The sequence below is a fragment of the Mesorhizobium sp. M0800 genome (assembly GCF_040320095.1).
In the GTDB taxonomy this organism is placed as follows: domain Bacteria; phylum Pseudomonadota; class Alphaproteobacteria; order Rhizobiales; family Rhizobiaceae; genus Mesorhizobium.
Genome location: NZ_JAMYOZ010000058.1, coordinates 1 through 16,867, shown reverse-complemented (window position 1 = coordinate 16,867; position 16,867 = coordinate 1). Strand labels below are relative to the sequence as shown.

At 65.2% G+C, this 16,867-nt stretch carries 20 protein-coding genes; 9 read left to right on the top strand and 11 right to left on the bottom strand.

Annotated features, from left to right (window positions below; translation table 11 throughout):
- Positions 1 to 58: 58 nt before the first annotated feature.
- Positions 59 to 214, bottom strand: a complete 156-nt coding sequence (locus NKI18_RS32560) for a hypothetical protein (protein WP_353021925.1) — start codon at positions 212 to 214, stop codon at positions 59 to 61.
- Here NKI18_RS32560 and NKI18_RS32555 point away from each other — a divergent pair.
- The gene (locus NKI18_RS32555) at positions 204 to 1,097 is read left to right on the top strand and encodes a sugar phosphate isomerase/epimerase family protein (RefSeq protein ID WP_352622328.1); all 894 of its coding nucleotides are present in this window, start codon (positions 204 to 206) and stop codon (positions 1,095 to 1,097) included. The genes NKI18_RS32560 and NKI18_RS32555 overlap by 11 nt on opposite strands.
- A 46-nt stretch (positions 1,098 to 1,143) precedes the next feature.
- Here the strand turns inward: NKI18_RS32555 and NKI18_RS32550 are convergent, their stop codons facing one another.
- Positions 1,144 to 1,599 carry a Crp/Fnr family transcriptional regulator gene (locus NKI18_RS32550; RefSeq protein ID WP_352622326.1) on the bottom strand — a complete coding sequence of 152 codons (456 nt, stop codon included), beginning with the start codon at positions 1,597 to 1,599 and terminating at the stop codon, positions 1,144 to 1,146.
- 125 nt (positions 1,600 to 1,724) lie between these two features.
- Positions 1,725 to 2,408 (bottom strand): response regulator transcription factor, encoded by a 684-nt coding sequence (locus tag NKI18_RS32545; RefSeq protein WP_023680479.1) that lies wholly within the window; start codon positions 2,406 to 2,408, stop codon positions 1,725 to 1,727.
- Between the two features lie 144 nt (positions 2,409 to 2,552).
- On the opposite strand from NKI18_RS32545, the gene NKI18_RS32540 reads away from it, so the two are divergent.
- The gene (locus NKI18_RS32540) at positions 2,553 to 3,089 is read left to right on the top strand and encodes a L,D-transpeptidase family protein (RefSeq protein WP_352622336.1); all 537 of its coding nucleotides are present in this window, start codon (positions 2,553 to 2,555) and stop codon (positions 3,087 to 3,089) included.
- Positions 3,090 to 3,165: 76 nt separating this feature from the next.
- Here NKI18_RS32540 and NKI18_RS32535 read toward each other — a convergent pair whose 3' ends face one another.
- A complete protein-coding gene (locus NKI18_RS32535; RefSeq protein WP_352622334.1) occupies positions 3,166 to 3,411 on the bottom strand; it encodes a hypothetical protein in 246 nt (81 codons plus the stop codon).
- Between the two features lie 162 nt (positions 3,412 to 3,573).
- Here NKI18_RS32535 and gcvA point away from each other — a divergent pair, with 162 nt between their 5' ends.
- Entirely contained in the window at positions 3,574 to 4,494 is a 921-nt protein-coding gene (gene gcvA / locus NKI18_RS32530; protein ID WP_352622324.1) for a transcriptional regulator GcvA, read from the top strand.
- A gap of 3 nt (positions 4,495 to 4,497) precedes the next feature.
- Here gcvA and NKI18_RS32525 read toward each other — a convergent pair whose 3' ends face one another.
- The 6 genes from NKI18_RS32525 to tsaD form a co-directional block, all read right to left on the bottom strand.
- On the bottom strand, positions 4,498 to 4,914 hold the full coding sequence (locus tag NKI18_RS32525) for a DUF1761 domain-containing protein (protein ID WP_023680475.1): 417 nt from the start codon (positions 4,912 to 4,914) through the stop codon (positions 4,498 to 4,500).
- A 48-nt stretch (positions 4,915 to 4,962) separates the two neighbouring features.
- A complete protein-coding gene (locus NKI18_RS32520; RefSeq protein WP_352622332.1) occupies positions 4,963 to 5,619 on the bottom strand; it encodes a class I SAM-dependent methyltransferase in 657 nt (218 codons plus the stop codon).
- Positions 5,616 to 6,041 (bottom strand): EVE domain-containing protein, encoded by a 426-nt coding sequence (locus NKI18_RS32515; protein WP_352456302.1) that lies wholly within the window; start codon positions 6,039 to 6,041, stop codon positions 5,616 to 5,618. The genes NKI18_RS32520 and NKI18_RS32515 overlap by 4 nt, the downstream gene beginning before the upstream one ends.
- A gap of 135 nt (positions 6,042 to 6,176) precedes the next feature.
- Positions 6,177 to 6,473 carry a YciI-like protein gene (locus NKI18_RS32510; RefSeq protein ID WP_352509118.1) on the bottom strand — a complete coding sequence of 99 codons (297 nt, stop codon included), beginning with the start codon at positions 6,471 to 6,473 and terminating at the stop codon, positions 6,177 to 6,179.
- Positions 6,474 to 6,499: 26 nt separating this feature from the next.
- Positions 6,500 to 7,510 (bottom strand): NAD(P)H-dependent glycerol-3-phosphate dehydrogenase, encoded by a 1,011-nt coding sequence (locus NKI18_RS32505; protein ID WP_352578128.1) that lies wholly within the window; start codon positions 7,508 to 7,510, stop codon positions 6,500 to 6,502.
- A complete protein-coding gene (tsaD, locus tag NKI18_RS32500; RefSeq protein WP_352622330.1) occupies positions 7,507 to 8,592 on the bottom strand; it encodes a tRNA (adenosine(37)-N6)-threonylcarbamoyltransferase complex transferase subunit TsaD in 1,086 nt (361 codons plus the stop codon). The genes NKI18_RS32505 and tsaD overlap by 4 nt, the downstream gene beginning before the upstream one ends.
- 101 nt (positions 8,593 to 8,693) lie before the next feature.
- Here tsaD and hemC point away from each other — a divergent pair, with 101 nt between their 5' ends.
- The 6 genes from hemC to NKI18_RS32470 all read left to right on the top strand — a co-directional run bounded on the left by hemC (position 8,694) and on the right by NKI18_RS32470 (position 15,191).
- The gene (hemC, locus tag NKI18_RS32495; protein ID WP_352594136.1) at positions 8,694 to 9,620 is read left to right on the top strand and encodes a hydroxymethylbilane synthase; all 927 of its coding nucleotides are present in this window, start codon (positions 8,694 to 8,696) and stop codon (positions 9,618 to 9,620) included.
- Position 9,621: 1 nt separating this feature from the next.
- Entirely contained in the window at positions 9,622 to 10,329 is a 708-nt protein-coding gene (locus NKI18_RS32490) for a uroporphyrinogen-III synthase (protein ID WP_352622321.1), read from the top strand.
- 501 nt (positions 10,330 to 10,830) lie between these two features.
- On the top strand, positions 10,831 to 12,321 hold the full coding sequence (locus tag NKI18_RS32485; RefSeq protein WP_352622319.1) for a COG4223 family protein: 1,491 nt from the start codon (positions 10,831 to 10,833) through the stop codon (positions 12,319 to 12,321).
- Positions 12,322 to 12,329: 8 nt separating this feature from the next.
- On the top strand, positions 12,330 to 13,937 hold the full coding sequence (locus NKI18_RS32480; protein ID WP_352622317.1) for a heme biosynthesis protein HemY: 1,608 nt from the start codon (positions 12,330 to 12,332) through the stop codon (positions 13,935 to 13,937).
- 39 nt (positions 13,938 to 13,976) lie between these two features.
- On the top strand, positions 13,977 to 14,456 hold the full coding sequence (locus NKI18_RS32475) for a tellurite resistance TerB family protein (RefSeq protein WP_352622315.1): 480 nt from the start codon (positions 13,977 to 13,979) through the stop codon (positions 14,454 to 14,456).
- A gap of 18 nt (positions 14,457 to 14,474) precedes the next feature.
- Complete coding sequence (locus NKI18_RS32470) at positions 14,475 to 15,191, top strand: glutamine amidotransferase (RefSeq protein ID WP_292657163.1); 717 nt, start codon at positions 14,475 to 14,477, stop codon at positions 15,189 to 15,191.
- Here NKI18_RS32470 and NKI18_RS32465 read toward each other — a convergent pair whose 3' ends face one another.
- A complete protein-coding gene (locus tag NKI18_RS32465; RefSeq protein ID WP_352622313.1) occupies positions 15,192 to 16,433 on the bottom strand; it encodes an MFS transporter in 1,242 nt (413 codons plus the stop codon).
- Positions 16,434 to 16,867 lie beyond the last annotated feature (434 nt).

The window sequence follows — 16,867 nt, the reverse complement described above, 5'->3', positions numbered from 1 at the left end:
ACTCCCGGGGCTTGGCGGCGGTGCCTCCTCCACCCTATCTTCAGCTCCCCCAAAATTTTTATTTATTACATGGGCGGTCGCGCGGCGCTAAACGCCACACCCCCTTGGTGGGGGGGTGTTGCCCGGCCGCACCTTTTTGTCCGAGCATCGGATTGCCAAAACCGCTTTGGACTTGGGTCAGCTGGAAATAACCGGAGACGATCATGTCGCGCATCGGAATCCACTCATTCGTCTGGTCGGCGAGCTCGGCGCAGGGCGACCTCGAGCGGACGCTGGCCAACACCAGGGAAGCCGGCTTCGACCTGATCGAATTCTCCTATCTCGACCCCGCCAATGTCGACATTGACGGCTTGGCCAAGCGGATCGCCGATCTCGGCCTCGGCGTTGCGATCAGCATTGGATTGCCGGCCGACGGCGATATTTCGAGCGCCGACAAAACGATTGCCGCGCACGGTGTCGAAATCCTGAAACGTACGATCGCGCTGACCCGCGATCTCGGCGGCCAGAAGGTTGCCGGCATCCTCAGCACCAGCCACGGCTTGCAGAGCGAGGCGCCGAGCCACGACCAGTGGAACCGCAGCGCCGGCACGCTGGCCGAGGTGGCGGACACGGCAAAATCAGCCGGCGTCACCCTCAACCTCGAAATCGTCAACCGCTTCGAAAGCAATCTGCTCAACACCGCCGCGCAAGGCATGGCCTTCATCGCGGACAGCGGCTCCGACAATATCTTCCTGCATCTCGACAGCTTCCACATGAACATCGAGGAGGCCGATGTCGGCTTGGCCATTCGCAATGCGGTCGGGAAGATCGGCTATGTCCATATCGGCGAGAGCCATCGCGGTTTCCTCGGCACCGGCAATATCGATTTTGCCGCGATATTCGATGCGCTGACCGCCATCGGCTACAGCGACGACCTCAGCTTCGAATCCTTCTCCTCGGAAATCGTGGACGCGAACCTGTCGCGGAAAACCGCGATCTGGCGCAATCTGTGGACCGACAATATGGAGTTGGCCAAGCATGCGCGCCGCTTCATTGCGCTCGGACTGGAGACGGCACGGCGCAAGGCCGAGCTTGTTTCCGCAACGCACCGGCCCTGAGCCCTCGCAGTTCCGAAATCGATCTGGTTAGGCCAGAGGCGCTATGTTAGCCGGCAAAACGCGGCCCAAGTTCCTCGATGCGGCGGATCATCGCCTGGAAATCCTCCAAAATGCGCCGGTGCAAGTGAACCGCCAGTTCCGGGTATTCCTCGAGGATGCGGCGGAACATCTTGCGGCTGAGCCGCAGCACTTCCGAATCGATTTCGGCGGAGGCGCTGGTCAGCCGGTTGGTGTCGGCGATCAGCGCCAGTTCGCTGAGTATGGTGCCGGGGCCGGCGGTGCCGATCGGGATGCGCTCGCCGTCGTGCTCGCGGTAGAGCACGATGCGGCCGCTGACCACGATGTAGGCCGAATCAGCCTCGTCGTCCTCGCGGTAAAGCTTGTGGTCGGCTTTCAACATGGTGGTTTCGGCGCCGAAGGCGAGCAGACGCAGTTGTTCCTGCGTAAAGCCCTCGAAGAGCCTCACGGTGGACAGGATGCGGATGTCGTCATCCAGCGCCATCTAGCTATGTCCCCGAACCGTCAGCCCGACTCCTCCCCTACGAGGCCGATCCAAAACCACCTCCAGCCTCAGGACCGTACCCGAAAAGCGCCCCGCCCGGATCGCTTATTTGAATAATGAAATGTTTAAGGAACCAGCTTGTAGCCGCCGCTTTCTGTCACGAGAATTTCCGCGTTGGAAGGATCGCGCTCGATCTTCTGGCGCAGCCGGTAGACGTGAGTTTCGAGCGTATGCGTGGTGACGCCGGAATTGTAGCCCCAGACTTCCTCCAGCAGCACGTCGCGGGTCACCACCTTCTGGTCGGCACGGTAGAGATATTTGATGATCGAGGCTTCCTTTTCGGTCAGCCGCACCTTGGCCCCGCGCGGGTCGATCAGAAGCTTCTGGCTGGGCTTGAACGTGTAGGGGCCGACCGAGAAAGTGGCGTCCTCGCTCTGTTCGTGCTGGCGCAACTGCGCGCGGATGCGGGCCAGCAGCACGGCAAAACGGAACGGCTTCGTCACATAGTCGTTGGCGCCGGCCTCGAGGCCAAGGATGGTGTCGGAATCGGTATCATGGCCGGTCAGCATGATGATCGGCGCCTTGTAGCCGCCCTTGCGCAATATCTTTACCGCCTCGCGGCCATCCATGTCGGGCAGGCCGACATCCATGATGAGCAGGTCGATGAGCCCGCCACGCGCCGTGGCGACGCCTTTGGCGGCGGTCGCTTCCTGCAGGACATCGAATTCCTCATAAAGCGACAATTGCTCGACAAGGGTGCCGCGCAGGTCGTCATCGTCGTCGACGATCAGAATGGTGCGTGAAGTCATGGATCAATCCGTTGTTTTGAAAAGAGATTTCAGTTGACCGCTGCCTGTTTATGCGGAAGCTGACCGGCACAACAGCCGTTCACAGTGATTTGTTCCGTGGCACGATCATACAAGAAAAAACACGATCGCAATGCAGTCGGCGCAATTTTGCCGAAAGGGCTCACCGTGCTCACCGTGCGCGCGCGCCCCGGCCAACCCAGCCAAGGCTTTCTGCAGGCCGGCAAACTGGTGTTTCCATGTGCGCTGGGGCATGGCGGCATCTCGGCCGGCAAGCGCGAGGGCGACGGCGCCACGCCGCTTGCCTCGATGCGGATATTGTCGGGATATTTTCGCGGCGACCGTTTTGCCGGCGGTCGCCGGACGCGGCTGGCGATGACGCCGATCGGCCGCGATCTTGGCTGGTGCGAAGTGCCCGAGGACCGCAACTACAACCGCCCGGTCAAAATCCCCTATGGCGCCAGCCATGAGCGGATGCTGCGCACCGACGATCTCTATGACGCCTGCCTGGTGCTGGACTGGAACATTGTGCCGCGCCGGCGCGGGCGCGGCAGCGCCATCTTCTTCCACCTGGCGCGCCCCGGCTTCACGCCGACGCAAGGCTGCGTCGCGGTAACGGCCCGCACCATGGCACAGCTGCTGCCGCTGCTGTCGGAGCGGACGGTGGTAAGGGTGGTAAGGTAAAGGGAGTAGGGGAATAAGGGGGTAGGGGAATAGGGCAGTAAGGGTAAGACAGGCGCGGGCGCGCCGCTTAGCTTTCCTACTCCCCTACTCCCCTACTCCTTTGCCAACCGATGTCGAGAAGCCCGAGCCGGCCGAGTTCGCGGTCCATGGCGCGTGCGATGTCCTTGCGTTCGCCGCCGATGTCGCGAAGCTGGCGATCGGAGAGATCCTCGACATTCTCGCAGGGAAGATTGACGGCGATTTTTGCATGGCGAAACCAGTCAAGCACGGCGCGCAGCCAGGCCGGGCGGAGGATTACCGAGCGCAAGGCGATGTCAGACATGGTGCAATCCGCTTCTCCGGACATCAAATCCGGTTTGATGTTTCTTCGATGCTCAGAGCATGGCGGATTGAAATTCAAACGAGAAACGAGTAGTTTTTTCTGCATCTTCAAGTTTTGTTTGATGATTGGAATGCTCGACCGAACCCTCCTCGTCTGGCACTGATGGCGCGCCTGCTGCCTGGAACCCGTGCGCTGCGGACGCTGGAGGCAGCGGCCCGGCACCTCAATTTCACCCGCGCCGCCGACGAGCTCGGCCTGACGCCGGCAGCGGTCAGCCATCAGATCAAGGAAATCGAGGATCAGCTCGGCATCGTGCTGTTCACACGCACCAGCCGCACGATCCGGCTGACCGAGGCGGGCGCGGTGCTGTTCGAAGCTTCGACCGATGCGCTCGACCTGCTTGGCCGGGCCGTCTCACGGGCGCAGAAGGCGGCGCGCGGATCGGCGCTGCTGAAGGTCACCCTCGATGCGCAATTCGCGACGAAGTGGCTGATGCGGCGCGTCGACGATTTTCGCAAGCAGCATCCGGCAATCGAGCTGCGTTTCGACATCAGTTACGAGGTGCGCGACTTCGATCGCGACGACGTCGATCTCGGCATCCGTTTCGGCACCGGCAAATATCCGGGGCTTCGCTCGCACCGGCTGTTCGAAAACGTCATCATCCCCGTCTGCAGCCCGGCCTTGCTGCGGTCAGGGCCGCCGCTCAAGGAGCCGCGCGACCTGTTCCATCATACGCTGGCCCATATCGAGTGGTCGCGCCAGGGCGTCACCTGGCCGAATTGGAGCATATGGATGGCGGCGGCGGGCGTCGATGATTTCGACGACAGCCGGACCATCGTGTTCGGCAACTCGACCGATGCCGTCCAGGCCGCGCTCGACGGCAACGCGGTCGCGCTCGCCGATTTCGCCATGGTGGCAAACGACCTGTCCGAAGGCAGGCTGATCCGGCCCTTCGAACTCGGCATCAAGGTCGCGCCTGAATTCGCCTATTTCCTGGTCTATCCGGAGACCGCGGCGAATGATCCGCGCATCGTCGCCTTTCGCGATTGGCTTCTCGAGGAAATCGCCAAGACCCCGAGCTGACGGTCAGCCCGCCGCGGCGCCGAACCAGCCGATCACCGCGCCGATGAGAAGCAGCACGCCGAGCCAGTGACCAACATCGATGAGCGTCAGATCCCAGCCGAAACCTTCGTAGCGATGGTTGACCGAAAGCGTGGTGGCGACGAACCCCAGCCAGAGAACGAAGCCGAAGATCACCCCGGCAAGCAGGCTCGGCTCGCCGCCGGTTACGGCGCCGATGATCAGCGACATGACCAGCGCCATGACGAGCTCCGCGATGAAGGAGACGACGAAGGGTAGCATCGATTTGCTCATCGTCGCCGGATCAAGCTTGGCGGCCTTCAGCCACGGCTTGCTCAAGCCCATGTACCAGGCCGCGCCGAACAGCCACGCCACGACGGCGGCGACGATTACCGCCAGCCAATTGATTGCTGAAAAATCCATGGTTCCCTCCGGTCGATTACGCGATGGAACGCCTGTTCGGCGATGCCGTCAAGCAAGGCGCCAGACGGTGGTGCGCTTGACCTCGGCGTCTTCCAGCGCGCGGGTCACCGCCACTTCGTAGACGGCAAGCGGATCCAGCCCCGCCTTCGGCAGATAGGAACGGCCGGGATCGCCGACGAGGATGTCGGCGCCACGTGCCCTCAACGCCGCGAACCACGGCATCAGCCTGTCGGCGAAAGTTTTGTCATAGAAGACGTCGCCGGCCAGCACCACGTCCCAGCCCGCATCGGTGCCGATGCAGTCGCCGGCGAGCAATTCTATCTCGACCCCATTTGCCTCGCCATTGAGGCGGATCGCGGTCGCGCAGAACGGGTCGATATCGGCGGCGATCACCTCGGCAGCTCCGGCCTTCACCGCGGCAATGGCGACAAGGCCGGAGCCGGAGGCGAAGTCCAGCACGCGCTTGCCGCGCACCGCCGCCGGATTGTCGAGGATGTAGCGGGCAAGGCCTTGGCCGCCGGCCCAGGCAAAAGCCCAGAAGGGCGGCGGCAGGCCGATTTCGGTCAGCTCGTCCTCGGTCCGCCGCCACAGTTCGTGCGCGTCGTCGGCCAGGTGCAGGCGGATCTCCGGCACATGCGGCGGCGCCATCAGCGTCGTGTTGTCGAGGATGAATTTCCTGGCGCTGTCCGGCGTCAGCGCCGTCATGGCGCCGGCGTCAGGCCGCCCATGCGGCAAACCTCTTGCCATTCGGCCGGCGTCACCGGCTGCACAGACAGCCGCCCGAGCCGCACCAGCGCCATGTCGGCCAGCTTTTGATTGGCCTTGGCTTGCTCCAGCGTCACCGGCTTCGGCATGGCCTTGAAGGCGCGGATGTCGACGCATTCCCAGCGGGGGTCGTCGGTGGTGCTGTCCTGATGGGCCAGAGCGCAGACTTCGGCGATGCCGACGATGTCCAGCCCGTCATTGGAATGGTAGAAGAAGCCGAGATCGCCGATCTGCATCGCCTTCATGTTGTTGCGCGCCGCATAATTGCGCACGCCGTCCCATTGCGTGCCGGCCTTGCCCTTGGCCTTGAGGTCCTCGAAGGAGAAGACCGAAGGCTCGGATTTGAACAGCCAGTAGTTCATTGTGTTGCTCCCTCCTCAGGTGCCGCCGCGACTAAAAGCGCGTCGCGTTCGACCGGCCTCATGCGACGCGCTTTAGGTTCTTGTTGTATGCATGTCGTTATCACAAAACCGCTGCACACTTTTGCGCGACATGCATCAGATATCCGCCGGCTTGTTGAAGCTCCAGTTCCACTGCCGGATTTCGACGCTTTCGAACAGCCCTGCCTTGGTATAGGGATCGGCCGCCGACAGGGCTTTTGCCGCAGCCAGATCGGGCGCCTCGACAACGGCGAGAGTGCCGTTCGGCTTGCCGTCGGCGTCGAGGAACGGGCCGGCGAAGGCCAATTTCTTGTCGCCGTTCAGCCCTTCCAGGAAGGCAAGGTGCTTGGGCCGCGTATCGAGCCGCACCTGCAGCCTTCCTGGCTTGTCCTTGCAAATCAACGCAAACAGCATCTTTCCATCTCCGCAATCGTTCGCGATTACATGTCGGTTTCGGTCTTGAGTGGCCTTGTCATCAACGCCGACACAGCCTGGTCTATGGTTATGGTGCCGTCCAGTATGGCGGCGACGGCGGCGATGATCGGCGCGTCGATCCGGCGCTCGCCGGCGATGCGGGCGGCGATTGCCGCCGTCGGCACGCCTTCGGCCAAAGGCAGGCCGGCAAGCGGCTTGCCTTGCCCCAGCGCCAGCCCATAGGCGAAATTGCGCGACTGCGCGGACGAGCAGGTGAGCAGCAGGTCGCCGAGGCCGGAAAGCCCCATCAGCGTCTCCGGCCTGGCGCCAAAGGCGGCGCCGATGCGGCGCAATTCGACGAAGCCGCGCGTCACCATCGCCGCCTGGGCGCTGGCACCGAGCCCGGCGCCGGTGACGGCACCCGCGGCAATGGCAAAGACGTTCTTCAGCGCGCCGCCGATCTCGACGCCGATTAGATCGTCGCTCGAATAACAGCGCAGATTTTCCGCCGAAAAGCGGGCGGCAAGGTCGGTGGCCAGAGCCTCGTCGCGGGCGGCGACCACGACGGCCGTCGGCAGGCCCCTGGCGACGTCGGTGGCAAAGCTTGGGCCGGACAAAGCGGCGACCGGATTTGCCGGCAGTATTTCCTCGGTGATGGACGATAGCAGCGCGCCGGTGTCGCGCTCGATGCCCTTGGCGCAGAGGACCAGCGGGACGCCTTTCGGCATATGGCTGGACGCGGCCGTCAGCATAATCCGCAACGATTGCGCCGGCGCTACCGCCAGAACGCAGTCAGCACCGTCGAGCGCCGCCTCGATGTCGCTCGTCGCCACGATGCCGGGATCGAGCGCGATGCCCGGCAGATAGCGCGGATTTTCGCCACGGTCGACCGCCGCGACGGTCTCCGGGTCGCGCGCATAGAGGCGGACGAAGTGACCGGCGCGCAGCGTGGCCAGCGCCAGCGCCGTGCCCCAGGCGCCGCCGCCGAGCACGGCGACGCGCCAGCCGCTTGGCGCCTTGTGCTCGCTGCCGGTCATGCCTTGGCCCCACGCCGGCCCGAGCCGACCATCGGGGCCGAGACGCTGTCCAGCGGCCAGCGCGAGCGCGGCACGAAATCGGCGGCGTTTTCACCTGATATGCCGGCGCGCAAGCGCTCGATGCCGGCCCAGGCGATCATCGCCGCATTGTCGGTGCAGAGGTTAAGCGGCGGCGCGACGAAGCTGAACCCGGCCTGCTCGCACAGGCCCTGCAATGTCGCCTTGATGGTCCGATTGGCGGCCACGCCGCCGGCGACAACCAATGCAGGCTCGGCCTTGTCCGGGAATTGCTGACGGAACCGGGTCAGCGCCCGCGCCACACGGTCGCCCAGCGCATCCGCCACCGCCGCCTGGAACGAGGCGCAGATATCGGCAACATCCTGGTCGCTCAGCGGGGCGATCGCGGTGGCTGCCTGGCGGACCGCGGTCTTGAGGCCGGAGAAGGAAAAATCGGGCTGCACCGAGCCCTTCATCGGGCGCGGAAAGGCAAAACGGGCCGCATCGCCATTTGCCGCCGCCTTCTCGACATTCGGTCCGCCCGGATAGGGCAGGCCGAGCATCTTGGCCGTCTTGTCGAAGGCCTCGCCAAGCGCGTCATCGATCGTCGTCGCCCAGCGCTGGTAGTCGCCGACGCCGCGTACGGCGACGATCTGGGTATGGCCGCCGGAGACCAGCAGCAAGAGGTAGGGAAAGTCGAGCCCATCGGTCAATCTGGCCGTCAGCGCGTGGCCTTCGAGATGGTTGATGGCGATCAGCGGTTTTTTGGCTGCCGCGGCGATTGCTTTTGCCGTCATCAGGCCGACGATCAGCCCGCCGACAAGACCGGGACCGGCGGTGGCGGCAATCGCATCGATGTCGGCGAGGTCGACGCCGGAATCGGCGAGCGCTGCCTCGATGATGCCGTCGAGCGCCTCGACATGGGCGCGCGCGGCGATCTCCGGCACGACGCCGCCGAAAGCGGCATGCTCCTCGATCTGGCTGAGCACGATGTTCGACAGGATTTGCGGCGTGCTGCGACCGTCCAGCGCCACCACGCTGGCGGCGGTCTCGTCGCAACTCGTCTCGATGCCCAGAACGCGGATCAATTCGTCGCTGTCCAAAAATCGTACAGATTGTACTGTCGGCCTTTCCCCGATAGGAGAAAACCCGAAAACCTGCCGGGGGTTATCACGGACGGCGCGTCATGCAAACAACCTTGAAAATCGGAACACGCGGCAGCCCGCTGGCGCTGGCGCAGGCGCATGAAACGCAGGCGCGACTGATGGCGGCGCATGGCATGCCGGCGGAAGCTTTCGAGGTGGTCGTCATCTCGACCAGCGGCGACCGCATCCAGGACCGGCCGCTGTCGGAAGCCGGCGGCAAGGGCCTGTTCACCAAGGAGATCGAGGAGGCGCTGCTGGCGCGCCGCATCGACATCGCCGTGCATTCGTCGAAGGACATGCCGACGCTGTTGCCCGAGGGGCTGGAACTGTCCGCGTTCCTGCCGCGCGAAGACGCGCGCGATGCCTTCATCGGCAAGGCGGCGCGAACGATTGCCGGCCTGCCGCAAGGCGCCAGGGTCGGTTCGTCGTCGCTGCGGCGCCAGGCGCTGATCCGGCGGATGCGGCCGGACGTCGAAGTGGTGATGTTTCGCGGCAATGTGCAGACGCGGCTGCGCAAGCTCGACGACGGCATCGCCGACGGCACCATCCTCGCCTATGCCGGGCTGAAGCGGCTCGGGCTCGAAGACGTCGTCACCGACCTGATGCCGCTCGAGGTCTTTCCGCCGGCGCCGGGGCAAGGCGCGATCTGCATCGAAAGCCGCATCGGAGACCGCGACGTGGAACAGATGCTGGCAGCGATCCACGACGGGCCGACCGGCGAGGCGCTGGCCTGCGAGCGCGCCTTCCTGGCGGCGCTCGACGGGTCCTGCCGCACGCCGATCGCCGGACATGCGACGATATCGGGCGGAACGGTTTCCTTTGCCGGGCTGATCATCTCGCCCGATGGCACGCAGTCGCATGAAGTCAGGCTGCAAGGGCCGGCGCAGGAGGCGGCGCGCATTGGCGCGGAAGCCGCGGCGACCGTTCGGGCCAAGGCCGGCGAAACATTCTTCGATGGCTGGACCTGACATGCTCCGCGTCCTTGTGACGAGGCCCGAACCGGGCGCGTCGCGCACGGGGCGCCGGCTTGCGGATGCCGGCTTTCAGCCGATCCTGCTGCCATTGACCGGAACCGTGGCGCTGCCGGTCGATGCCGGCGCGCTCGCTGACGCCGCGGCGGTCGCGGTCACCAGCGCCAACGGCGTTCGCCATGCGCCCAAAAAGGTCATCGCGGCGCTCGCCGGCTTGCCGTGCCACGCCGTCGGCAGGATGACGGCGGAAGCCGCCCGCGCTGCCGGGTTTCTGTCGGTCAGCGAAGGCCCGGGCAATGCCGAGGCGCTGGCCGATGCGCTTGCTGGCGGTTACGCGGGGCGGACGATCGTCTATCTCTGCGGGCGGGTGCGATTTCCCGGCTTCGAGGAAGGGCTGTTGGCGTCGGGCGTTCAGGTCCGCGCCGTCGAGACCTACGACACCGTTGTCCTGGATTACTCCGACGAGGCCGTTCTTGCGCGCCTGTCCGCCCGGCCGGTCGAGGCGGTGCTGCTCTATTCGGCCAAGGCGGCCACCGCTATGCAGGCCCTGGCTAGCCGGCCGGTGCTGCGCGGTGTTTTTGAAAAAACGCGCTTTTTCGGATTATCGGGGCGCATCGCCGCGGCCTTGGGCGATGTCGCCGAGATCCGGATTGCGCCTGAGCCCAGCGAGGACGCGCTGCTGGGACTTTTGCAGGCGTCGCGCTGACCGGCATCCGCCGCTGCTCTGTGCCAGCTTGTTCCAAACGTTGGCGCCGCCCCTCACCTGCCTGCCGGCATCCTCTCCCGTATAGTGACGGGGAGAGGGTGCCTTCGTCGAGGATTTCACCAACCTCCAGCGTTGCAGAAGAAGCGTCGAGACTCGTGACAGCCCTTCTCCCCGTCACTATACGGGGAGAAGTGCCCGGCAGGGCGATGAGGGGCAGTGCCAACGTGGATGACTGCCCTCGGGCACATTTTGTTCTTGCTTTGTGCCGGCAGCTATGCTACTAATTTGGTTACGGTGCCAATTGGCTCCAACGACCCGCCCGCCGAGGCGGGTTTTTTGTGTGCCGAGCATGGGCCTTGGCTTGAAACGTGGATTCGGCCCTGCGGCGTTTTGCCAAAACTGAACTCCAAGCCGTGGCGTCATCACGCCGCCCCTTTTCACCGCTTGGTGATGTGCTAGACCCTTCAAACCATCCCGAAGCGAATTTTGCGGAGCCCGAGCATGGTCAAGACGCCGAAGATGCGGCATTCCAAGAGCCGCCGTGAGCCGGTGACCATCGAGCTTGAGCCTGGCGCCGTCTCGCGAGTCGCCGACGAACAGGATGCCGTGACCTCGCAGACCGACGAGGCGCGGGCCGAGGAAGCGGCGAACGCCTCGCAGCCGGAGCCACCTGAAGAGCCGGTGCATGCGGACCAGACCGATCTCGAGCCATGGGAACATGCCGACGCAGCCGCGCCGGCCGGCACGCAAGAGCCGGCGGACGCCGGCGTCGATTCTGCCAGGGAAGCGGAAACCCCTTATCCCGCCGGTTCGGATGGGCCGGCCGGGCGCTCCACGGTTTCCGACTACAGTTTCGAAGATGCATCCAGCGGAAGCGGGGCCAACGAACCGGGGATCCCAGGTTCCGGCGAGAAGACAGCTGAGACGAGGGACGACCATATGGCAGCGCAGCCGAAGCGAAGCGGCATCAACGGCATCGCCGCCGGTATTATCGGCGGCGTCATCGCCCTCGCCGCGGCCGGCGGGCTGCAATTTGCCGGCCTGCTCGGTGCGCCGGGGTCGGGCGGCGTGTCGCTCGACGCGGTCAATGGTGAGATCGTTTCGCTGAAACGCGAGGTCGCGGACCTCAGACAGTCCGGCGCCAACAATGACGCATCGGCCAAGGTGGACGGGCTGTCGGCGGCGCTGGATCAGGTGAGGGCGGACGTTGCGACGTTGAAGTCGGCGGTCGAGCAAGGCGGTGCCGGCGACAATGCCGGCCTGGCGGCACTTGGCGACAAGGTAAGGCAGATCGAGACGGCGGTTGCGGCCCTCGGCAAGGCCGGCGGCACGGCGCCGGTCGATCTCGGCCCGCTCAACGAAAGGCTAGCCGCGCTCGATGCGCTGGTGAAATCGGCCGGCGACACGGCAAAGGCGCAGGAAGGCCGGCTTGCGGGCCTGGAACAGTCGGTTTCACAGATCTCGGGCAAGGTCGATGCACAGGCTTCGCAGCCGAAGATCGCACTGGCCATTGCCGCTTCGGCGCTCAAGGCAGCGCTCGACCGTGGTGCACCGTTCGCCGCCGAACTCGAAACCTTTGCCGCGATCTCACCCGATGCACCCGAGATCGCGACGTTGCGCACCTATGCCGAAAAGGGCGTCCCGATGCGCTCCGAGATCGCCGCCGAAGCGGACGGCGCCGCCAACGCGATGGTCGCTGCCGCGACGCCCATCGACCAGAATGCCGGCATCCTGCAGAAGCTGCTGTCCAGCGCCGAATCGCTGGTCAAGGTCAGGCCGATCGGCGCCGTTGAAGGCACCGGCGTTCCGGAAACCGTCGCGCGCATGGAGGTCGCGGTCAACCAGGGCGACTACGCCAAGGCGCTCAGCGAATACGAAACCCTGCCTGAGGCGGCCAAGGCCGCCGGCGCCGACTTTGCCGGCAAGCTGAAAGCGCGGATGGACGTCGAGATGCAGATCGATTCGCTCATCGCCGGCGCGATGAAGGCGTGAGGAACCCAATGATCCGCATCCTCGCCTTCCTTGCCGCCGTCTTTGCGCTCGGGCTCGGCTTCGCCTGGCTGGCCGACCGGCCGGGCGAAATGCTCGTCACCTTCAACGGCTATCAATACCAGGTCAGCCTGATGGTCGCGGCGGTGGCGGTCGTTGCCGTGGTTGCCGCGGTGATGATCGTCTGGTGGCTGGTCAAGGCGCTGTGGAACAGCCCCTATACGATCTCGCGCTATTTCCGCGTGCGTCGCCGCGACCGCGGCTACCAGGCGCTGTCGACCGGGATGATCGCCGCCGGCGCCGGTGACGGCGCGCTCGCCCGCAAGAAGACCAAGGAAGCGGCAAAGCTGATCCGCTCCGATCAGGAGCCGCTGATCCAGCTGCTCGACGCGCAGGCCTCGCTGCTCGAAGGCGACCATGAAGGCGCCCGCGAAAAGTTCGAGACCATGCTCGATGATCCCGAAATGCGGCTGCTCGGCCTGCGCGGGCTTTATCTCGAGGCCGAGCGGCTCGGCGACCGCAACGCAGCCCGCCACTATGCCGGCCGTGCCGCGGCGGTGGCGCCGCAACTGGCCTGGGCGGCCGAATCGACGCTGGAAGACCTGACCGGACGCGGCGACTGGGATGGCGCGCTGAAACTGGTCGACGCCCAGAAGTCGACCCGGCAGATCGAGCGTGACGCCGCCAACCGGCGCCGCGCCGTGCTGCTGACCGCCAAGGCGCAGGCGCTGATCGACAGCGATGCCAATGCCGCAAGGGCGGCGGCGCTCGAAGCCAACCGGCTGCGGCCGGATTTTGCACCGGCGGCGGTCGTCGCGGCGAAATTGCTGTTTACGCAGAACGACGTGCGCAAGGGCTCGAAAATCCTCGAGGCGGCGTGGAAGGCCGAGCCCCATCCGGAGATCGCCGAGCTCTACACCCATGCCAGGCCGGGCGATGCCGTGCTCGACCGGCTGAACCGGGCAAAGAAGCTGCAGGAGCTGAAGCAGAACCATGCCGAGTCCTCGCTTGCCGTGGCGCGCGCCGCGCTGGATGCGCAGGATTTTTCAACCGCCCGCCGCGAGGCGGAAGCCGCCATCCGCATCGATCGCCGCGAAGGCGCCTATCTGCTGCTGGCCGATATCGAGGAGGCCGAGACCGGCGACCAGGGCAAGGTGCGGCAGTTGCTGTCGAAGGCGGTGAGAGCGCCGCGCGACCCGGCCTGGGTTGCCGATGGTGTCGTCTCCGAACGCTGGGCTCCGCTATCGCCGATCACCGGCAGGCTCGATGCATTCGAATGGCGGGCGCCGATGGAGCGGCTCGGGCAGTTGATCGACGGTCATGAGGATACGCCGGAGGCGCCGGTGCCGGCCATCGCGGCCCCAGCCAGGCCGGTACAGGAAAGAGCCGGGACGATCGAGCACAAGGCGGAGACACCGGGCACAGCGACCGAGGAAAAGACGGACGACCGTGCCGGCGAGGATCATGTGACACCAATCACCGCGGCGGCGTTTGCCCAAGTGCCGGAAGATGCCGAGGCCGTCGAGCCGGCGCAGGAGCTGACGCGGCTGCCCGACGACCCCGGCGTCGATCCAGACGACGCGGCGGATAAATCGACGCGCCGGTTTCGTTTATTCTGATCAGGGTCGAGTGGACCCGGGCTTATTGGGAATGATTTGATGTTCGAACGCGTTTTGTCGTTTCTAAGGGATCTGCCGTCCGGTGGTGGCGCCACCCCCAGCGCCGACGATCCGCGCATTGCCGCGTCCGCCCTGCTTTTCCACGTGATGAACGCCGACGGGGTGCGCCAGGATACCGAATGGGAACGGTTCAAGAAGGTGCTGTCGGAAAGCTACTCGATCAGCGGCGACGAACTCGACGCGTTGGCGGCTGCCGGCGAGCGGGCCGACAATGAGGCGATCGACCTCTACGCTTTCACCAGCGTGCTCAAGCGCCATCTCGACGCCGAGGCGCGAAAGGCCTTCATCGGCCTGATGTGGGAGATCGTCTATGCCGATGGCGAGCTGCACGAACTCGAGGACAATACCGTGTGGCGGGTCGCCGAGCTGATCGGCGTCGAACGTCGCGACCGTGTCGAGGCGCGCCTCAAGGCGGCCGCCGCAGCTCCTGGTGCTGCCGGAACCTCAAGCGACGAATAGACAGGATCCCGCCTTCCAATGCCGCCCAAGCCAAGTCCGAGACCAAAGATCCTGATCGTGCTGCATCAGGAGCATTCGAGCCCCGGACGGGTCGGCCATATGCTTATCGAGGAAGGCTTCGACCTCGACATCCGCCGACCGCCGCTCGGCGAGGCCTTGCCGCAGACGCTGGATGGCCATGCCGGCGCCGTGGTGTTCGGCGGGCCGATGAGCGCCAATGACGGCGACGAGTTCGTCCGCCGCGAGACCGACTGGCTCAAAATTCCGCTCAACGAGAACCGGCCGCTGCTTGGCATCTGCCTCGGCGCGCAAATGCTGGTCAAGCATCTTGGCGGCAGGGTCGAGGGCCATGGCGAGGGCCTCGTCGAAATCGGCTGGTATCCGCTGAAGGCGACCGAAGCGGGCAGCAGGCTGATGCATTGGCCGGAGATGGTCTATCAGTTCCATCGCGAAGGGTTTTCGCTGCCGAAGGACGCGACGCTTTTGGCGACGGCCGAAACCTATCCCAACCAGGCCTTCCGCTATGGCGACAATGCCTGGGGCATTCAGTTCCATGGCGAATTGACCCGGGCGATGATGCAGCGCTGGGTGGTGCGCGGCGCGCACCGCTTCGAACTGCCCGGCGCGCAGCCCGGCCGCGACCATCTCGGCGGCCGGCTGATCTGGGACATGCACCTCAAGCGCTGGCTCGGCGAGTTCCTGCCGATGATTTTCGGCAAGCCGGCGCTGCGGTAATCAGTTTCGCCCCCTGAGATGACGCACCTTGCGCAGCTGCGGGAACAGCACCGCCCATAGGCCGGCAACAGCGATCGCCCCGACACCCCCGACCACCACGGCCGGAACCGTGCCGATCAACGCCGCCATGGTACCGGCGCGGAATTCGCCGAGCTCGTTCGAAGCGCCGACAAACACCTGGTTGACAGCGTTGACGCGGCCGCGAACGTCGTCCGGCGTCCACAGCTGGATCAGCGTCTCGCGGATATAGACGCTGAACATGTCGGTGGCGCCGAGCAGCGCAAGGGCCGCGATCGACAGCCAGGTGATGGTCGAGAGGCCGAACAGAACCGTGAACGCGCCGAACAGCGCGACGAAGCCAAGCATGACAAGGCCGGCATGGTTGCGGATCGGGTGTCCGGCCAGCCAGATGGCGACGCAGATGGCGCCGACGCCGGGCGCCGAGCGCAACAGGCCGAGACCCCACGGTCCGAGTTCGAGGATATCGCGCGCATAGACCGGCAGCAGCGCCGAGGCGCCGGACAGGAGCACCGCAAACAGATCGAGCGAAATCGCGCCGAGCACGATCTTTTCGCTCCAGATATAGCCGAAGCCGGCGAACAGGGTCTGTACCGTCGGCCTGTCGGTCCGGCTGCGCTGGGCAGGCTTCGGGATGGTGAAGATCAGCACGGCGGCAACCAGCATCAGCACGGCGGCGGTGGTGTAGGCGGCTTCGGCTGAAAGCCCGTAGAGCAGGCCGCCGGCGACCGGCCCGACGATGGTTGCCGTCTGCCAGGCGGACGAGTTCCAGGCGATGGCGTTGGCGAAATCCTCGGGCGGCACCAGATTGGCGAACAGCGATGAGGAGGCCGGCCCGAAGAAGGCGCGCGCGATGCCGAACATGGCGAGCACGATGAAGACCGGCATCGGCCCGGAGAGGCCGCGTAGCGTCAGCAGCAGGAGGGCCAAGGCGGAGCCCGCCTCGACCAGCACCGCCAGCGCCATGATCAGCCGGCGCCCGAAACGATCGGCAACGTCGCCGGTGACCAGCACCAGCAGCAGCGAAGGCAGGAACTGGACGATGCCGACAAGGCCGAGGTCGAACGGGTCGCGGGTGAGATCGTAGATCTGCCAGCCGACGGCGACCGACACGATCTGGGTGGAGAATGTCGAGAGGAAGCGCGCCGCCCAGTAGCTCAGGAACGGCCGGTGGCGAAAGGCGGCATAGCGCTGGTCGGATGGTACTTGGGATTCTGTGGTCATGGAATAAGGCCCCGTGGCGGCGATGTCGGCCGGCGGGGCACTTCCACGATGGGCGCTGGTCCGGCCAAAAAAGCCTTTAGCGCAGTTCGGCGCAGGGCGCGCGCAAAAATCCGGCCTGGCTCCAGCTTTTTTCAGGCTGCCATACCAATTGCAGGCGGCAACCACGCTCGGTGGAGATGGAAAGGGTTATTTGGCGCGCAGGTCGAGTTCCTTCGCGCCCCCCTCTGTCCTGCCGGACATCTCCCCCTCAAGGGGGGAGATTGGACGTCGCGACGTCCTTCGCCAGTCTCCGGCTTCGAAGGCAATTTGTACGTTCAAAGATTTGTACGTTTAGAGCGGTTCCTGATTTGACGGAATCGAAGGGGATTCCGGATCAGTCGGTTTTGTGATTCAAGATGCTGGCTGGAGTGGAGGCCAGCATCGGATGACGCGAC

What these genes read in the sequence shown, in the direction of transcription:
- NKI18_RS32470 (WP_292657163.1), top strand. Translation starts at nt 14,475, where the DNA reads ATGCCGCCCAAGCCAAGTCCGAGACCAAAGATCCTGATCGTGCTGCAT.
- NKI18_RS32535 (WP_352622334.1), bottom strand. Translation starts at nt 3,411, where the DNA reads ATGTCTGACATCGCCTTGCGCTCGGTAATCCTCCGCCCGGCCTGGCTG.
- NKI18_RS32505 (WP_352578128.1), bottom strand. Translation starts at nt 7,510, where the DNA reads ATGACCGGCAGCGAGCACAAGGCGCCAAGCGGCTGGCGCGTCGCCGTG.
- NKI18_RS32560 (WP_353021925.1), bottom strand. Translation starts at nt 214, where the DNA reads ATGCGCGACATGATCGTCTCCGGTTATTTCCAGCTGACCCAAGTCCAA.
- NKI18_RS32520 (WP_352622332.1), bottom strand. Translation starts at nt 5,619, where the DNA reads ATGACGGCGCTGACGCCGGACAGCGCCAGGAAATTCATCCTCGACAAC.
- NKI18_RS32490 (WP_352622321.1), top strand. Translation starts at nt 9,622, where the DNA reads ATGCTCCGCGTCCTTGTGACGAGGCCCGAACCGGGCGCGTCGCGCACG.
- NKI18_RS32545 (WP_023680479.1), bottom strand. Translation starts at nt 2,408, where the DNA reads ATGACTTCACGCACCATTCTGATCGTCGACGACGATGACGACCTGCGC.
- hemC (WP_352594136.1), top strand. Translation starts at nt 8,694, where the DNA reads ATGCAAACAACCTTGAAAATCGGAACACGCGGCAGCCCGCTGGCGCTG.
- NKI18_RS32555 (WP_352622328.1), top strand. Translation starts at nt 204, where the DNA reads ATGTCGCGCATCGGAATCCACTCATTCGTCTGGTCGGCGAGCTCGGCG.
- NKI18_RS32465 (WP_352622313.1), bottom strand. Translation starts at nt 16,433, where the DNA reads ATGACCACAGAATCCCAAGTACCATCCGACCAGCGCTATGCCGCCTTT.
- NKI18_RS32550 (WP_352622326.1), bottom strand. Translation starts at nt 1,599, where the DNA reads ATGGCGCTGGATGACGACATCCGCATCCTGTCCACCGTGAGGCTCTTC.
- NKI18_RS32510 (WP_352509118.1), bottom strand. Translation starts at nt 6,473, where the DNA reads ATGCTGTTTGCGTTGATTTGCAAGGACAAGCCAGGAAGGCTGCAGGTG.
- gcvA (WP_352622324.1), top strand. Translation starts at nt 3,574, where the DNA reads ATGGCGCGCCTGCTGCCTGGAACCCGTGCGCTGCGGACGCTGGAGGCA.
- NKI18_RS32485 (WP_352622319.1), top strand. Translation starts at nt 10,831, where the DNA reads ATGGTCAAGACGCCGAAGATGCGGCATTCCAAGAGCCGCCGTGAGCCG.
- NKI18_RS32475 (WP_352622315.1), top strand. Translation starts at nt 13,977, where the DNA reads ATGTTCGAACGCGTTTTGTCGTTTCTAAGGGATCTGCCGTCCGGTGGT.
- NKI18_RS32525 (WP_023680475.1), bottom strand. Translation starts at nt 4,914, where the DNA reads ATGGATTTTTCAGCAATCAATTGGCTGGCGGTAATCGTCGCCGCCGTC.
- NKI18_RS32515 (WP_352456302.1), bottom strand. Translation starts at nt 6,041, where the DNA reads ATGAACTACTGGCTGTTCAAATCCGAGCCTTCGGTCTTCTCCTTCGAG.
- NKI18_RS32480 (WP_352622317.1), top strand. Translation starts at nt 12,330, where the DNA reads ATGATCCGCATCCTCGCCTTCCTTGCCGCCGTCTTTGCGCTCGGGCTC.